Below are 17,226 nucleotides of genomic sequence, written 5' to 3'. Positions count from 1 at the left end.
AGATCTGACTTGATTTAGTGACAAAAAAGGCAAGCTATCCATCAGCTTGCCTTTCTTATCTCATTATTTGTTATTGTTCTAACTTCAATTGTCTTTATTGCGAATTTATTCGCCCTTGTAAATGCAGCCTGCTGTACAAGTTTCTTTGATTTCGACTTTGCTTAATAGTGACAACGTTGGCTTGAGTTGTTGCCAAATCCATTTTGCTAAAACCTCACTTGTTGGGTTTTCTAACCCTTCAATATCATTAAGGTAGTAATGGTCCAAACGATCATAAATTGGTTTAAATGCCGCTTTAATTTCAGCGAAATCCACAACCCAACCGGTGTGCGGATCAACCTCACCTTCTACATAAAGACGAACAAGAAAAGAGTGTCCGTGCAAACGACCACATTTGTGACCCTCTGGCACGTGTGGCAGGTGATGTGCAGCTTCGAACATAAACTCTTTGTATAATTCAGTTTTCATCTTAAATCTCAGGCTAAAAAAGAGACGCCATACTAAGGAATTCAATCCTTGATGACAACCTTTATGCCAATCTCCTTTAACGCAATCAGCAGCGGCCTTTCCCTCCTCTAGCAAAACCATCATTTAAGCGTTTAATTAACCCATTTCCCGGTAAAAAAGAGCAAAGAGAGAACAAATAGAAAATTTCTGTCGTTTAAAGTGAATATAAAGGTTGAAGCTCTCGAATTGACAGGTAATATGTTGCGATGAATCTTTAGAATTCTATCCAACGCAACACTCGCCCGTTTTTTGTACAAACGAGTAAAAAGACAGACTCTTTGATTTGTGTTGCGTTGTTTTTATGCCTTAACGGAGAATATTTAAAACATGACTTACGCGCCTGTATCAGACGTTTTGAAAGGTCAACTAGCGGTAGACAGTGAAGTAACTGTACGCGGTTGGATCCGTTCACGTCGTGATTCCAAAGCTGGAATCTCTTTCCTTGCCATTTACGACGGCTCTTGTTTCGACCCGATTCAGGCCGTGGTCCCTAATAATCTTAATAATTACAACGACGAAGTACTAAAGCTAACGACTGGCTGCTCTGTTGAAGTAACGGGTAAGATTGTTGACTCTCCTGCGGCAGGTCAAGCATTCGAACTAGCGGCAACTGACGTTAAAGTTGTTGGCTGGGTTGAAGACGCTGACACATACCCAATGGCAAAAACTCGTCACTCTATTGAGTACCTACGTGAAGTTGCGCACCTACGTCCACGCACAAACGTAATCGGTGCGGTAGCACGTGTACGTAACTGTCTAGCTCAAGCGATCCACCGTTTCTACCACGAGCAAGGTTACTTCTGGGTATCTGCGCCGCTGATCACAGCATCTGACGCAGAAGGCGCAGGTGAAATGTTCCGCGTTTCTACGCTAGACATGGAAAACCTACCACGTACTGACGATGGCAAAGTGGACTACAACGAAGACTTCTTCGGCAAAGAGACGTTCCTAACAGTATCTGGTCAGCTAAACGCGGAAGCTTACGCTTGTGCACTAAGCAAAGTTTACACGTTCGGTCCTACTTTCCGTGCTGAGAACTCAAACACAAGCCGCCACCTAGCAGAATTCTGGATGGTTGAACCTGAAGTTGCGTTCGCGGAACTAGACGACGTTGCAAAATTGGCTGAAGACATGCTGAAGTTCGTATTCAAAGCCGTTCTTGCAGAGTGTCGTGATGACCTTGAGTTCTTTGCTCAACGTATCGATAAAGAAGCGATCACTCGTCTAGAGCAGTTTGTTTCTTCTGACTTCGCGCAAGTTGATTACACTGACGCAATCCAGATTCTTCTAGATTCAGGTCGTGAGTTCGAATTCCCAGTTGAATGGGGTATCGATATGTCTTCTGAGCACGAGCGTTTCCTAGCGGAAGAGCACTTCAAAGCGCCTGTAATCGTTAAGAACTACCCGAAAGATATCAAAGCATTCTACATGCGTGCTAACGATGACGGTAAGACAGTTGCTGCGATGGACGTACTAGCACCAGGCATCGGCGAAATCATCGGTGGTTCTCAGCGTGAAGAGCGTCTAGACATCCTAGATGCACGTATGCGTGAAGTGGGTATCGATCCAGAACACATGAGCTGGTACCGTGACCTACGTAAATACGGCACCGTGCCACACGCGGGCTTCGGTCTAGGCTTCGAGCGTCTAGTCTCTTACGTAACAGGTATGGGCAACGTTCGTGACGTGATCCCATTCCCACGTACTCCTCGCTCTGCGAACTTCTAATCATCGCTGTACGAGTCAAATTGTAAAGACCTCCCTCGTGGAGGTCTTTTTTTATCCGTCACTAATATTGGTCATTTTTGAAACGTGATTTCTCATTCTTCTCGGTAGCAATTTTATCTCCAAAGTGTGAGATTATGTTCCATACTTTCAATGATATGAAAGAACACCGAGGATAAATAATGAAACTGTTTACGATGGATGACCTCTCCTATCGAGGCGTACACAAAGGGGTTCACAGCTGGGATCACCCAGATAGTTCAATTCCATATTATTGGCATCCAGATTGGCTACATATCGCAGAAGATGCGCTAGGGGTTCACCCAAAAGCAAAATTGGATGTGCCTGAGGGTGAAGTCGCGACAGAAGAGCACGCTAAGGCCGCAATCATCAAACATCTCAATGGAAACTAACAAGCAACATTTCCATACCTTTCACAAGGTTAAAGTCTAACAAGATCAGATGATTGGTATGAATGAGAACTGTGCAACGTATTCGGTTATTCATCACCAGAATAAGTAGATGGTCGTCACGTTAATTCTTTGTGTGTCTGTTACATTTATGAAGTAAAGGTGATGCACCTCAACCCATGAAGATGAGAGATGATAATAATGACAAAGTACAATGAAAATGACATTCAGTATAAAGGCGAATCTAACGGCGTTCATTCATGGAGCACGCCATCTGGCCAACCTTACTACTGGCACCCTGATTGGTTGCACGTTGCTGAAGATGTCACCGGCTCACACCCAAAACAAAAACTCGAAGTGACGGGTTCTGAAGTCCCTACAGAGAAACACGCTTTAAAAGCGGTTCTAAAACACATGAATGAGTGGGCAAGTAGCAAGCTATCTTCAAACCCTGATATTGAGACCAATGCCATTGAATCAGAAATGAATCTGAAGAAATAACAACGAACCTCTTCTGCGCGCCCGATGTTGGGCGCGCGTGTTTTCCATGTGTGCGTTCAGTTGTTCTCTGCGCTCTCCTACTGCTCCCCACGCTTTCCACTCGAAACTCACTGTAAAGCCCTTATTCAATATTAAAGCAGCATGCACGAACGTAGTCGCGAACACTTGATATATGAGCGAAAACCTAATGCATGAGCGAGAACCTAACGTATGAGCGAACAGTTAATGTATTAGCAAACTGTGAGATATCGTGGTTAATTTCCAATCAACTTAAAAATTAAGTTTGGATTTTCAGACGCTAACTCATGAGAATGCATAGTAAAAAGGCCTGCTTTGTTATCAATCTGTTTCAAATCGAGACTTTTTTAAGTTTTCTTTTCTGTAACTGTTGTATCCAATATTGCTGGAAGGTATAAATGACCTCAGACCCTTTCAATTCACATGGATGAAGATTATGTTTGAAAAATTACTTGCCGCTCCGGCAGACCCTATTCTTGGACTAACTGAAGAGTTTAAAAAAGACGCTCGCGCGGAAAAAATTAACCTTGGTGTGGGTATCTACAAGAATGAGCAAGGCGAAACCCCTGTTCTTGCTACCGTAAAAAAAGCCGAAGCTGCATTAATTGAAACAGAAAAAACCAAATCTTATCTAACGATTGAAGGGACGGCGGAATACGCACTCGCTGTTCAAAAACTGTTGTTTGGCGCAGACGCTGAGATTGTGGCTGAAAAACGTGCAAAAACAGCACAAGCCCCAGGCGGTACAGGTGCTTTACGTGTTGCTGGTGAGTTCATTAAACGTCAACTTGGCGATGTAAAGATCTGGATCAGCAACCCAACGTGGGCAAACCACAATGGCGTATTTACGGCCGCAGGAATTGAAACTGCGCAGTACAGCTACTACAACGCAGAAACAAAAGACAAAGACTTTGACGCGATGCTAACGGATCTTCAGGCGGCATCAGCAGGTGACATTGTGCTTTTGCATGGCTGCTGCCACAACCCAACGGGTATTGATCCAACGGCAGAAGAGTGGGAAACACTGGCTAAGCTTGTTGCTGAGAAGAAACTGCTTCCACTGTTTGATTTCGCTTACCAAGGTTTTGCTAAAGGCGTAGAAGAAGACGCGGCAGGTCTGCGTATCTTTGCTAAGTACAATAAAGAAATTCTTGTTGCGAGCTCTTTCTCTAAGAACTTTGGCCTATACAATGAACGTGTTGGTGCATTTACGCTAGTTGCAGAATCAGAAGACGTTGCAACCACGGCATTCTCTCAAGTGAAAGCTATCATCCGCTCTATCTATTCAAACCCACCCGCTCACGGCAGTGCTGTGGTGACTCACATTCTTAACGATGCTGAACTGCGCGCAGAATGGGAAGCTGAAGTTGCAGAAATGCGTGATCGTATCCAAGAGATGCGTGAGCTATTTGTAACAACGTTGAAAGCAGAGGGCGTGGATGCTGATTTCAGCTTTATTGAACGCCAAAATGGTATGTTCTCATTCTCAGGTCTATCAAAAGAGCAAGTAAATCGCTTGAAAGACGAGTTTGCTATTTACATCGTTGGCTCAGGCCGCATTAGTGTTGCAGGCATGACAAAATCGAACATGGGACCTCTATGTAAAGGTATTGCTGCGGTTCTATAAATCAGCAAGTAAAATTGCAAAAGGTCAGCGTATTGCTGACCTTTTTTGTATTTATGCTCCTGGCTGCCACCGACATAACGACAGCAGTACCGTTCTAGTAAACGAATTTAAAACTCAATCCAACTTCATTGATCTCTTCTGACGCTTCACCTTGATAATCGGTATCTCGATATTGATAGTAAAGTCCTGTGCCAATCACATCATGCCACTGATAGTTGAAACCAATTTTGTAGTTGTTTTCATCCACGATATCACTACGGTTAAGGTAAATTTCAGCCGTTGCGATAAGTTTTTCACTGATCAAATAATTGGTCCCTACCCGAACGCCCTGAATGAACTCACTTTCTGAAGATAACGTGCTATCCGTATCATCGTTGGTTGCTTTGGCTTTAATCGCCCCCAAACTGTAAATACCATAGATGTCCCATTGCGCATTAATACCATAACGGTAACCGCCACCCACTAACAAACGGTCAATGCGTAAAGTGTAAATATCGGGGTGGAAAAACTGCGCAGTGTAATCAAGGTTGAACAGCCAGTTATCGGTAAAAAGATAGTTACCGCCAAGACCGACCGTGGTCGCATTTGAATTATCTAACCACTCTTCATTGGTCGTTCCCGCACCAACATCAAGATGAATATGCTCATAGCCAAACTTGCTTACTTGTTCTGCTTCTGAAGCAACGCTCATCATCGGTAATGCTACAAGAGGTGCAGCTAATAATATTCTTACCATTTTACTTCCTTTCATGAGTGTCATTCAAAGTGCTCTTCTATCACTCTTATTCTTTACGAGTTCTTATTTGGAACTCAATTATTCTTAGAGCATTGCTCTTTTCATACCGTTTACATTCTATTGATTTAATTCGGCATCTTCATGACAGCGTAGCCGAATTGAGAACGATTTGCCGTGCTGCTCATCGGAATCTTATCATTCCGCACGAAAAACAGTGATCCGATAAGATTCTGTTTTAAAACTAAGTTAAGATTACCTTACCACTTGCAAACGAAAAGGCACCTTGATGGATGCAGAACTTCTCGAGATATATAACTTTCTCGCCAAGTATCCCCCGTTTAACGAGCTACCCGAAGAAACTCTCACCAAGATCACCGAAAACATAGAGATCTCTTATTACCGACAAGATACGCCAATCATTCATTTTGGCGATCAAATTAACGATCTGTATATGGTAAGAAGTGGTGTGGTCGAAGTGTATCGACGCAAAGGGGAGCTTTATAACCGACTCGATGAGGGTGACCTTTTTGGGCAAATGGGTCTACTGACAAACAATAAGGTCCGTTTCCCGGTTAAAGCGATTGAAGACTCCCTACTCTACTGTATTCCTCAAGATATTTTCCAAGAGCTGTATGATAACTTCGACAGTTTCGCTGACTTTGTTGAAGTTGAAAACAGTGCTCGCTTACGACAGGCGGTCTCGGAAAACAGCGACGCTAATGACCTCACTACCTCAAAAGTGAAAACCCTCCTCACCCGCGATGCTCCAACCATCGGCAGAAATCAAACGATTCAATCGGCTGCCCAGTTAATGGCTCAGGAAAATGTATCGTCATTGCTGATTGTCGACCCTGATTTCACTCTTGATGAAGACGATCCACAATCTCCTGTCGTGGGCATCATTACCGACCGTGATTTATGTACACGAGTGTTAGCTGAGGGCTTGTCCCCACAAGATGATGTAGCGACGGTCATGACAACGGAAGTGATATCACTCGATCACAATGCCTATGTGTATGAAGCCATGCTGACGATGCTTCGCTACAACGTACACCACCTACCTGTCGTCAAAGATCAAATGCCAATAGGCATCATCGAAGCAACGGATATTGTTCGCTATGAATCGCAGAACTCTCTGTTGTTAGTGAGCAGCATCTTCCAACAGCAAACTATCGAAGATCTTGCCATTGTTGCCGAAGAAGTAAAAAGCAGTTTTGTTCGCTTAGTCAATGAAGATGCTAATTCACACATGGTTGGTAGCGCGATGTCTGTTATCGGTCGCAGCTTTAAACAACGCCTACTTGAAATGGCTGAAGAAGAATTAGGTCCTGCCCCTATTCCTTACTGTTTCTTGGCGCTCGGCTCCATGGGCCGCGACGAGCAATTATTGGTCACAGACCAAGACAACGCGATCATTCTTGATGACAGCTACGATGAAGCGCAACACGGCAAGTATTTTGAAACATTGGCACAATTTGTCAGTGACGGCCTAAACGTTTGTGGTTATAAATACTGTACAGGCGACATTATGGCAACCAATCCACTTTGGCGTATGACGCGTTCTCAATGGGAAGAGTGCTTTGCCGATTGGATTGATGATCCAAACCCAAAAGCGCTACTCAACGCTTCTATTTTCTTCGACTTAGATGGTGTTTATGGTCGCTTGAAATGGGCAGAGCAATTGACCAGCTTCATTGTTCGACGGGCTCGAAAAAACAACCGATTCTTAGCCTGCTTAGCACGCAACGCACTAAACCGAACACCTCCGTTAGGGTTCTTTAAAGATTTCGTAATGGAGAAAGATGGCCAACATAAAAACTCGATTAACCTGAAACGTCGCGGCACCGCACCGCTAGTTGATCTTATTCGTGTTCATGCTTTAGCCGTCGGTTCACGCGCACAGAATTCTTTTGAACGTCTTGATGACATTATTGATGCCGGCATCCTACCTAAAGGACGAGCTCAAGACTTAAAAGATGCCCTAGAGTTTATTTCTATGGTTCGCATTCGCCACCAAGCGGTCGACGTTGAGCTAGGTATGGATCCTGATAACAATATCGAGCCAGAAAATTTGTCTGACTTTGAACGCCGCAACCTAAAAGATGCATTCCAAATTTTGAGTAATGGTCAGAACTTCCTCAAGTTCCGTTACCAAGCGAGCAATAGCTTCAAGTGAGGTACGTGATGATTAAGAAGTTGTTTCAAAAACCGACCATTCAATGGCCAACTAAGTTTAAGCATAAACAAGAGCGGGCGACGGATGAGCGGCTCATTGCGTTTTATGGCCATGATCTGCCCGATGCAAACACGCCAATCTCTGAGGTTGAGTTTGTTGCAATGGACTTCGAAACTACTGGGCTAGATCCTCATAAAAACGGCATCATCACCATAGGGTTAGTGCCTTTTAATCTCAATCGAATTTTTTTGCGTCAATCCAAGCATTGGAAAGTAAGACCGCAAGAAAAGCTGGCTGAAGATTCTGTCATCATTCACGGTATTACTCATAGTGATCTGATTGATGCGCCTGATCTCAATGAAATTCTCAGTGACATTTTGGATAGCCTGAGCGGAAAAATTGTCGTGGTGCACTATCGAAGAATTGAACGCGAGTTCCTCGATCATGCGCTTCGTAGCCGTATCGACGAGGGCATCGAGTTCCCCGTACTGGACACATTAGAGATTGAAGCGAATATTCAGCAAAAACTTCATGGTGGCATCTGGAACAAAGTTAAAGGGAAAAAGCCAGAATCACTGCGCTTAGCCCAATCTCGTCGACGATATGGCCTGCCGGACTATACGCCTCATCACGCGCTAACCGATGCCATAGCAACGGCAGAACTATTGCAGGCTCAAATCGCTCACCACTATCAGCCAGATCAACCCATCGGCGATTTCTGGCTTTAATATCAATATAAAAAATTTAATACCAATATAAAAAAGGAGCCAATCATCGGCTCCTTTTCATTTTTAGGTCTTTACCATTCTAGCGAACTAGCATACTAAAATGGTCGTCCGTCACTACAGCTTAAAGCGGTTGATCTCTTGCTCTAGTTCTCGAGACAAGGTTGATAAATATGACGCTTGGTCTGCAGCTTGCTGCGCTTCTACCGCAAGTTCATTTGATACATCGCGGATACCCTCGGTATTACGTGTAATTTCCGTCGTTACCGATGCTTGCTCTTCTGCCGCTGATGCGATTTGCGTTGCCATATCACTGATTCGCTCTACTGCGGTGTGGATCTGAGTAAGGCTCACTGCCGCTGCATTGGCGTCATCAACGCTGGTATCCGCCAAACGGCGACCGTCATCCATGATACCAACCGCTTTTGCAGTGGTGCCTTGAAGCATTTCAATGGTTTCTTGGATTTCTTTCGTTGATGCATGAGTTCGCTGACTAAGCACTCGGACTTCATCTGCAACGACCGCAAAACCACGACCTTGCTCACCCGCGCGAGCCGCTTCGATCGCCGCATTTAGCGCCAATAAGTTGGTTTGCTCTGCAATGCCCTGTATCGTTGATAAGATTGCATTAATGCTGTTTCCATGCGCTTCAAGCTCTTGAATGACATTCGTCGCAACCTGCACTTCATGAGCGAGGCTTTGAATGGACGTTTGCGTTTGCGTAACTTGCTCAGAACCATGAACACAGGCTTGTACCGCTTCTTCAGAATTGTTTGCGGTATTATCTGCATTGCCCGCAATTTCTTGTGTTGCCGCCGCCATTTCATTCACAGCCGTCGCAACCATGTTAATTTCATCTTGTTGGTAAGAAATGCGTTGGCTACGTTCTTGAGCTTGCTGAGCCGTAGTTCGCGCTTGCTCTGATAGTGCTGATGACACATCACTCAACTTGACAACCATGGTATGCATGTTGCCCACAAAGCGGTTAAAGTTCTCAGCAAGCTTACCGACTTCATCGTCACTACGAGGTTCTAGTCGTTGAGTTAAGTCACCCTCGCCTGACGCAATTTCTTCAAGAGCTTTCGATACTCGTCCAAGATCGCGGAATAAGAACCCGACAAGCCAAGAAACGGCGATAATTACGGCGATAGTGATCAAGACCGCTGTGATGATCATTTCACTCAAAAGCTGCGAATGCCCTGCTTCTTCTGTTGCACGATCCATTTCGATCGCGAACATCCAGTGCGTTCCCGGCACTTTACTGAAATAGAATAGCTTTTCTTGACCTGCAATCGTTGCGGTTTCAATGGTGCCAGTGTTGGCTGCACGCTCTATGGAATCTTTGGAAAGTTCGTTAGAAAGGTTAGTGATTGGTTTAAGCGTTAAGCTCTTATTTGGATGAGCGAGGAAAGTGCCAGTATTCATATCAATCAACATGGCATATGCATTTTGACCAGCATTAAGACTGATGACATCCTCTATTAGTTGATCAATCAATACGTCTGCACCAACAACACCAATAAAGCGACCATTTTTCATGACTGGCTCTGCAATCGTCACGAGCAATGCATTCGTGATGGCATCTTGATAGGCTTCGGTAATGACCTGCTTACCGGCTGCATTCGCTTCTTTATACCAAAGGCGAGTACGCGGATCGTAATCAGCACGATTTCGCTCAGGGTGAGAACGGTACATGTCACCCTCTGGCGTACCAAGGAAGATATCGTCAAAGCCCCCGGCTTTACGTGCTTGTTGTAAAAAAGGCACAACATCACGCTCTGTGGAGTAATCATTGAAAGCTGTTGCGATATCTTTACGAATGGCAACCCAATCAGCGATCCCCTCTGAAGCCGAGTTACTTAGGCTCTGTGCTCGTGAATAGACACCTGAACGAGTCTGATCAAACAATTGACCAGCCGACAACCAGGTTAATGCTGTCGCCATAACGACAACAGCGGATAGGCTTGCGCCAATTAGCTTTTGTTTTAGTGTTAGTTTCATCATTATTATAGAATAGAAGTTGGGAGAACAGTTAAGGCGAGCAAATATTACACATTTTTACACAACTAATCACGTTCTTTTATTTATAAAATTGAAATGATAAATCATTGTTAAATAAAGATTTAATTCGTCATTTTTTTGTCTATCGTCATAAAAATTACACAAAAAAAGCCAGTATAAACACTGACTTTTTAAGTTACTAATATCTAACCAATTTTTATAAAATTGGGCCGTTATTGACGCTCCGTTCGCATACCCATCACCAAACTCACGCACATAGCAAGTAAGACAAAGGTAAATGGTAAGGCAGTCGAAATCGCCCCGGCTTGAAGTGCTTGAACCGCTTCCGAACCACCAATCCAGAGTAGCGCAACGGCAATTGCCCCCTCCATAAACGCCCAAAATACACGTTGAAGTACGGGTGCATCGACTTTACCACCAGCTGTGATGCTATCAATCACCAACGATCCTGAGTCTGAAGAGGTAATGAAAAATACCAATACCAGTACAACGGCAATAATCGAAAGTATGTTACCAAACGGCAAAACATCAAACATTTGGAACATAGCAAGTGACACGTCAGTCAGGCCATTCGCGCCCAAATCACCGACATTGTTGATCACTTGATCGATTGCTAGACCACCGAAGACCGACATCCAAATGAGTGTTACTGCAGTTGGGACAATTAGAACGGCAGTAATGAACTCACGGACCGTACGACCGCGTGATACTCGTGCGATAAACATACCCACAAATGGTGACCATGAGATCCACCAAGCCCAGTAAAATACCGTCCAACCTTGGAACCAAGCTTCGTCAGTGCGACCAAATGGGTTACTCAATGGCACTAAATTTTCCACATATGCCATCAAAGTGGTTGGAATTGAGCCTAAACTTACTGCCCAACCAATCAAACCAACCAGAATAAGCAACAAAAAGGCGATAATCATGTTGATATTACTGATGACTTTTACACCGCCATCAATGCCACGGATAACCGAAACAACTGCTAATAAAGTGACGACAGTAATAACGACAATTTGCAACCCGAGTCCAGGCTCAACACCAAACACATGGTGAATACCACTCGCCGCTTGTTGCGCCCCCAAACCTAGGGAAGTCGCTAAACCAAATAAAGTCGCCAGTACAGCAAGGATATCAACAATGTGACCAGCCCAACCCCATGCACGATCGCCCAATAGCGGGTAGAAAATCGAACGCATGGAAAGCGGCAAACCCTTATTGTAAGTGAAGAATGCAAGTGACAGTGCCACAACACCGTAGATTGCCCAAGGGTGTAAACCCCAGTGGAACATGGTCGCGCCAAGTGCAAGCCTTGCGGCCTCCGGAGTGTTCGCTTCAACGCCTAATGGTGTCTCATACCAACCAGTGAAATACGCCACCGGTTCTGCCACACTCCAAAACATCAGGCCAATACCCATGCCAGCGGCAAACAACATGGCCAGCCATGACATGAATGAATAATCCGCCACAGCATCTTTACCACCAAGGCGAATCTTACCCATTGGTGAAACGATAAGGCCTAAACAGAAGATAACGAAGATATTACCTGAGATGATGAACAGCCAGTCAAAAGAACTGATGATTTTCAGCTTAATGCCATCCAGTGCGGTTTTTGCGGTATGCGCATCTAGAACTAATGCAGCGACAAGAAAAAGTGCGATGAAACCAGCGCTAATACCAAACACTGGGTTATGTACGTCAAAGCCCCATTTCTGGACATTATCTTGACCAACCGTATAGTCGGTACTGTCGATACTGTACTTATCTATACCTTTTGTCATTGTTCCTCTCTTTTGTGCTTTCTTAATTTGATAAAAACATCAAAAATCATTTGAGCACGATACATTTAACTTTCCAGAAAGTCGCAGATCCTACCATTTGAGGTTTTTTTGTCTATCACTTGCTGATAAAAAATCCAATTAACCTGTTTTGAATCAGTAAAACCCATCTAAAGTAGCAAACTTATTCATTGCTCTGTTTAGACTACGAATATTTATTACTATAATCATTTTAGGAGATCTTCTATCACTTGCATAAATCCGCGTGACAAAACTCTCTCAATGCTATGAATTGCAAAATTGCTGATGCCCAGCATCACTAAGCCCTTTTAAAAACAGTGCTTTTGAGTTAGTGTCACCTCGTAATATGCTTCCTAAACGACTGGATGAAAAAATTGGAAAAGTACGAAGAAGTTTTGGTCTCGATTCGTCAGATCATCCGAGCGATCGACCTACATTCTAAAAAGCTAAGTAAAGAGTCTGGGTTGACTGCCCCTCAGCTGATCCTAATGCGCGCTATCAGCGAGTTAGATAACGTCACCATTAAACAGCTGTCGAGCCATACCAACATGAGCCAAGCAACGGCAACCACAATATTGGACCGCTTAGAGCGTAATAAATATGTGGAGCGTCGCCGTAGTGTGGAAGACAAACGAAAAGTGCATGCTGTACTTACGGAACAAGGCATCGCCGTACTCGAGCAAGCACCGACCCCACTTCAAGAGCACTTTATTAGTCGTTTTCAAAAACTTGAAGAGTGGGAGCAAAGTCTGCTGCTTTCTTCAGTCCAACGCATTTCTACGATGATGAACGCTGAAGATATTGACGTTGCTCCAATGCTAGAGTTGGGCAGCATCACTAAACCAGAATAAACTTCTTCATGAGCGCTCATTGTCTAAATTAAACCGACTATGTGCGCTCGCCTTTAATCCGTTAAACCTGTCTCAAACGCGTATTTGGCCAGTTCAGCCGTCGAGTGTAAATCCAGCTTATGCTTTATATTGTGTCGGTGGGTTTCTACCGTTCGGTAGCTTATATCAAGTAAAGTGGCGATCTTTTTGCTGCTATTCCCTTGGGCGACCAATTTGAGTACCGCCTCTTCACGGCGACTTAATGGGTTTGCTTTTTGTGCCACAGGTATCACATCTTGAGTGAACAATGTTTGAGTGACTGACTCACAAAAATACGTTGATCCCTGATTGACTGTTTTAATCGCCTGCACCATTTTTTCTGCTGAAATTTCTTTCAACATGTAGCCAACGGCTCCCGCCTGCATCACTTTCATGATGTATTCGCGGTTGTCATGCATCGTCAGCATCAACGTTTTGCATTGAGGGCATTCTTCTTTGATTACCCCTGTCGCCTCGATGCCATTCATGATTGGCATGCTAATATCCATCAAAACCACATCCGGGCTTAAATGTTTAACGACCTCTATCGCTTCTAACCCATTACTTGCCGTGCCAATCACATCAATGTCTGGCTCTAGCTCTAAGCGAGCCATAAATCCATCTAGTACCACTTGATGATCATCGACAATCACCACACTAATTGGTTTATCCATAAACTAATCCATCTAAATCTAACAGTACGGTAATTTCCGTGCCTAAACCTGGTTCACTCATCAGCTCAAATTCACCACCAATGAACTCCACACGTTCACGCATATTCCGTAATCCTATCCCTTGTTTATGAGCAGCAGAGCTCACCATAAAACCTTTACCATCATCCCGAATCAGTAATTGAAGAATGCCCCCCATTTTATTCAGTGTCATCGTTACGGTTTTAGCCTGCGCATGTTTTTCTATATTATTCAATGACTCCTGCGCTACTCGATAGAGCGTGGTAGAGACTTCCGACTTGAGTTTGGTTTGGGCGGTATCAAAATGGCTGTCAATTTCAATCCCTGAATGAGAGTGAAAATCCTGAAGTAAGGTCGTCAGCGCCGCCTCTAAGCCAATGTCGTCTAAGGCACTTGGACGTAATTGATGAGAAATATGGCGAACTTCACTGATCGCAGTCATCAAAGAGCGCTGAGATTTTTCTAGATGTGACTTTAGTTTTTGATCTTCAATTCGATGCTCCATCAACTCTAAGTGGCACTTACTCGACACTAACAACTGGTTGATACCATCATGAAGCTCCCTAGCTAGGTGCTTTTTTTCGTCTTCTTGAAACATCACCGTTTTATGAGCAAGCTCTTTGAGATTCTTATCTGCCAATCGGTGTTCATGTAGATTTATCGCCAACGTAAAGACGATAATCACCGCGACTGTGACAACCAAAATCACCACTACTGTGAAAAATGTCGTTTCTATATTCCGATTAACCGCGGCTCGCATATTAGAAACTTCTCGGCTGACATCTTCAATGTATAGCCCAGTTCCAATCATCCATTGCCACTTATCAAGCCATGCCGCATAACTGAGTTTTGGTACGGTTTCTCCCGTGGACGGCTTTTGCCATAAATACTGATGGAAACCACCACCTCGCTGAGCTTGATGCAATAACGCCTCAATCAAGCGATCTCCATTTTGGTCTTGGATATGAAGTAAGTTCTGTCCCGTCAAATCAGGTTGAATGGGATGAACAAGATTAGTGCCGTATTGGTCATACGCAAAAAAGTACCCATCTGAGCCATAGCGTAGACGATTAAGAATGGCTTTGACTTGGGCTTTCGCGGCACTTTCATCAAGATGGGGATCGTTATAGATATGCGAGATGGCATCAAAAGCGAGATCGACCGTATCTTTAAGCGCGGCTTCTTTCGATTGGATGAGGCTTTGATGAAAGATTTCCACTTCTCGTTGACCAAGCGTTTTAGCCTGATAGATAGAAATCCAACTGATGCTCGCGGTCACCAATAACACTGGAATCAAAGCCAGCAAGATGAGTTTCGCTTTAAGAGGCATTTCATCCTCCATGAAAAAACTGCCTATCCTTACGAATAGGCAGCTTAACAACTTGTGCTACAAGGTGGAAACTTACAGCTCACAGTTTCCTAATTTAACTCTCATACCAATCACCGCTCTAATCATAGTTACTATTACCATCAGTTACGACGATTGGCATCAGCCACTACATGCCATAAAAACCTGGGAAAACCAAGATCGAGGCGAGGACCGCAATCTGAATGGCAATGAATGGCATTACTCCTCTGTAAATATCTTTTGTCGTTACCCCTGCCGGAGCGACACCTTTCAAGTAAAAGAGGCTAAAGCCAAATGGCGGAGTTAGGAAAGAGGTCTGTAAGTTCATCGCAATTAATATCGCAAACCACGTCATGTTGATGCCCATTAGCTCCGCTACGGGTGCGATAATAGGAACGATGATGAAACAGATTTCCACAAAGTCAATGAAGAAGCCTAGGATAAGGATAACAAGCATCGTAATGATCAAGAAACCCCATTTCTCACCCGGCAGCTGCATCATCCACTCTTCCACTAAGTAATCACCACCCGTATAGGTAAAGGCCATTGAGAACGCGGTCGCACCCAATAAGATAGCAAAGACCATCGCCGTCACTTTTACCGTTTCTTTAGATGCTTCGTAGACCATCGACCAGCTAAACTGTTTGTACAGAAGTGCAAGCACTATCGCCCCTGCTCCACCTAACGCTGCCGACTCAGTGGGTGTCGCAATACCTGCGAAGATCGAACCCAGCACGACGACGATCAGCGCAAGAGGAGGGATCACGGCTTTCAACGCGGTGATCACTTCGTCTTTTCGGCTGATAGATTCATCACGATCAATTGGCTGAGCCGCTTCAGGGTTCAATTTAGCGTAGATAAGAATATAGATTACATACGCGCCCACCAGCATTAGTCCGGGCCAAATCGCCGCTTGGAATAAATCGCCAACTGGCACACCGAGCACATCCCCAAGTAGGATTAATACGATAGAGGGTGGGATAATTTGCCCGAGTGTTCCTGACGCGCAAATAGTGCCGCATGCCAAGCCTTTATCGTAGTTGTACTTGAGCATCACTGGCAGAGAAATCAGGCCCATCGCCACAACAGACGCTCCCACAACCCCTGTAGAAGCGGCCAATAAAGCGCCCACTAATACGGTAGAAATGGCAATACCACCGCGAACACCACCGAATAGGCGTCCCATGGATTCAAGTAGCTGTTCTGCTAATCGAGTTTTTTGTAAAACCAACCCCATGAAAACAAACAGCGGTACGGCCATCAGTACCGTGTTCTCCATAATGGACTGAATACGATATGGCATGAAAGCAAACATCTCGATGCCCTCAGCCCACACGCCAAAAATTAATGCGATGCCTCCAAAAGTAAAGGCAACAGGAAAACCAAGCAGTAACGCAAACAACGCTACAAAAAACATCACTATACCGATCATTCTGACTTCCTTTTACGACTTACCGTTGTTACCGGCATAGATGAGATGAGGGTTCACGATTTTGTTGATCGAGTGCAGTAACAATCCCACGCCACTGATCGCCATAAACAAGAATGAAAGTGGGATCATAGCCTTAATGATCCAGCGGTAAGGCAAACCACCTGGGTCACCTGATGTCTCACCCAATGCATAGCTTTCTTTAGCAAAGTCGATACCAAACCAAGCAACCAAGAGGCAAAACGGAAATAGAAAAAGTAACGTGCCTATGATGTCGATAATGGACTGCGCTTTGTAAGATAAACGCTCATAAAAAATGTCGACTCGTACGTGGCCACCGGACTTAATCGCGTATGGGACACCAAGTAGAAATACAGCAGAGAATAAGTGCCATTCCATCTCTTGAAAGGCAATCGATACGTCGTTAAACACATAACGCATGACAACGTCATACACCACGTTCGCTAACAACAAGATAAATAGGATACTGGATAACCATCCTAGAAAGTCACCGAAGCGGTTAAAGATTCGCTCAATATAAATAAGGCTTCTCATTCCGAACTCCATGGAACGTGTAGAATGGCTCCGCTATGATGCGGAGCTCTGTTATGCCCAACACCTGGACGTGTCGGGTATAGA

The 17,226-nt window shown here is 44.4% G+C and carries 15 protein-coding genes; 7 read left to right on the top strand and 8 right to left on the bottom strand.

Annotation, left to right across the window (positions count from 1 at the left end; translation table 11 throughout):
* Positions 1–105 precede the first annotated feature (105 nt).
* Entirely contained in the window at positions 106–468 is a 363-nt protein-coding gene (gene queD, locus VA249_RS05495; RefSeq protein WP_221069259.1) for a 6-carboxytetrahydropterin synthase QueD, read from the bottom strand.
* A 366-nt stretch (positions 469–834) separates the two neighbouring features.
* Between queD and asnS the strand changes: the two genes are divergently transcribed.
* The 4 genes from asnS to VA249_RS05475 all read left to right on the top strand — a co-directional run bounded on the left by asnS (position 835) and on the right by VA249_RS05475 (position 4,788).
* Entirely contained in the window at positions 835–2,235 is a 1,401-nt protein-coding gene (asnS, locus tag VA249_RS05490; protein ID WP_221069256.1) for an asparagine--tRNA ligase, read from the top strand.
* A 179-nt stretch (positions 2,236–2,414) separates the two neighbouring features.
* Positions 2,415–2,645, top strand: a complete 231-nt coding sequence (locus tag VA249_RS05485; protein WP_164837204.1) for a hypothetical protein — start codon at positions 2,415–2,417, stop codon at positions 2,643–2,645.
* Positions 2,646–2,843: 198 nt separating this feature from the next.
* The gene (locus tag VA249_RS05480; protein ID WP_221069247.1) at positions 2,844–3,143 is read left to right on the top strand and encodes a hypothetical protein; all 300 of its coding nucleotides are present in this window, start codon (positions 2,844–2,846) and stop codon (positions 3,141–3,143) included.
* 454 nt (positions 3,144–3,597) lie between these two features.
* Positions 3,598–4,788: an amino acid aminotransferase gene (locus VA249_RS05475; RefSeq protein WP_221069244.1), complete on the top strand. Its 1,191-nt coding sequence runs from the start codon at positions 3,598–3,600 to the stop codon at positions 4,786–4,788.
* 94 nt (positions 4,789–4,882) lie between these two features.
* On the opposite strand, the gene VA249_RS05470 is transcribed toward VA249_RS05475, so the two are convergent.
* Entirely contained in the window at positions 4,883–5,524 is a 642-nt protein-coding gene (locus tag VA249_RS05470; protein WP_221069243.1) for an outer membrane beta-barrel protein, read from the bottom strand.
* A 286-nt stretch (positions 5,525–5,810) separates the two neighbouring features.
* Between VA249_RS05470 and VA249_RS05465 the strand changes: the two genes are divergently transcribed.
* Entirely contained in the window at positions 5,811–7,700 is a 1,890-nt protein-coding gene (locus VA249_RS05465) for a DUF294 nucleotidyltransferase-like domain-containing protein (protein ID WP_221069241.1), read from the top strand.
* An 8-nt stretch (positions 7,701–7,708) separates the two neighbouring features.
* The gene (locus VA249_RS05460; protein ID WP_221069824.1) at positions 7,709–8,428 is read left to right on the top strand and encodes a 3'-5' exonuclease; all 720 of its coding nucleotides are present in this window, start codon (positions 7,709–7,711) and stop codon (positions 8,426–8,428) included.
* Between the two features lie 114 nt (positions 8,429–8,542).
* Here the strand turns inward: VA249_RS05460 and VA249_RS05455 are convergent, their stop codons facing one another.
* Both VA249_RS05455 and VA249_RS05450 read right to left on the bottom strand, forming a co-directional pair.
* Positions 8,543–10,426: a methyl-accepting chemotaxis protein gene (locus VA249_RS05455; protein ID WP_221069822.1), complete on the bottom strand. Its 1,884-nt coding sequence runs from the start codon at positions 10,424–10,426 to the stop codon at positions 8,543–8,545.
* 233 nt (positions 10,427–10,659) lie between these two features.
* On the bottom strand, positions 10,660–12,231 hold the full coding sequence (locus VA249_RS05450; protein ID WP_211919528.1) for a BCCT family transporter: 1,572 nt from the start codon (positions 12,229–12,231) through the stop codon (positions 10,660–10,662).
* A 392-nt stretch (positions 12,232–12,623) separates the two neighbouring features.
* On the opposite strand from VA249_RS05450, the gene VA249_RS05445 reads away from it, so the two are divergent.
* Positions 12,624–13,100, top strand: a complete 477-nt coding sequence (locus VA249_RS05445) for a MarR family winged helix-turn-helix transcriptional regulator (RefSeq protein WP_128811113.1) — start codon at positions 12,624–12,626, stop codon at positions 13,098–13,100.
* 53 nt (positions 13,101–13,153) lie between these two features.
* On the opposite strand, the gene VA249_RS05440 is transcribed toward VA249_RS05445, so the two are convergent.
* The 4 genes from VA249_RS05440 to VA249_RS05425 form a co-directional block, all read right to left on the bottom strand.
* A complete protein-coding gene (locus VA249_RS05440; protein WP_221069231.1) occupies positions 13,154–13,792 on the bottom strand; it encodes a response regulator in 639 nt (212 codons plus the stop codon).
* Positions 13,785–15,140: a cache domain-containing protein gene (locus VA249_RS05435; protein WP_221069227.1), complete on the bottom strand. Its 1,356-nt coding sequence runs from the start codon at positions 15,138–15,140 to the stop codon at positions 13,785–13,787. Before VA249_RS05435 ends, VA249_RS05440 begins: the two co-directional genes overlap by 8 nt.
* A 166-nt stretch (positions 15,141–15,306) precedes the next feature.
* Positions 15,307–16,590: a TRAP transporter large permease gene (locus VA249_RS05430; protein ID WP_221069225.1), complete on the bottom strand. Its 1,284-nt coding sequence runs from the start codon at positions 16,588–16,590 to the stop codon at positions 15,307–15,309.
* A gap of 12 nt (positions 16,591–16,602) precedes the next feature.
* Positions 16,603–17,142: a TRAP transporter small permease subunit gene (locus VA249_RS05425; RefSeq protein WP_211919537.1), complete on the bottom strand. Its 540-nt coding sequence runs from the start codon at positions 17,140–17,142 to the stop codon at positions 16,603–16,605.
* Positions 17,143–17,226: the final 84 nt, after the last annotated feature.

This window comes from Vibrio alfacsensis, assembly GCF_019670485.1.
Lineage (GTDB): Bacteria > Pseudomonadota > Gammaproteobacteria > Enterobacterales > Vibrionaceae > Vibrio > Vibrio alfacsensis.
This window is presented reverse-complemented; position numbering and strand designations above follow the sequence as displayed.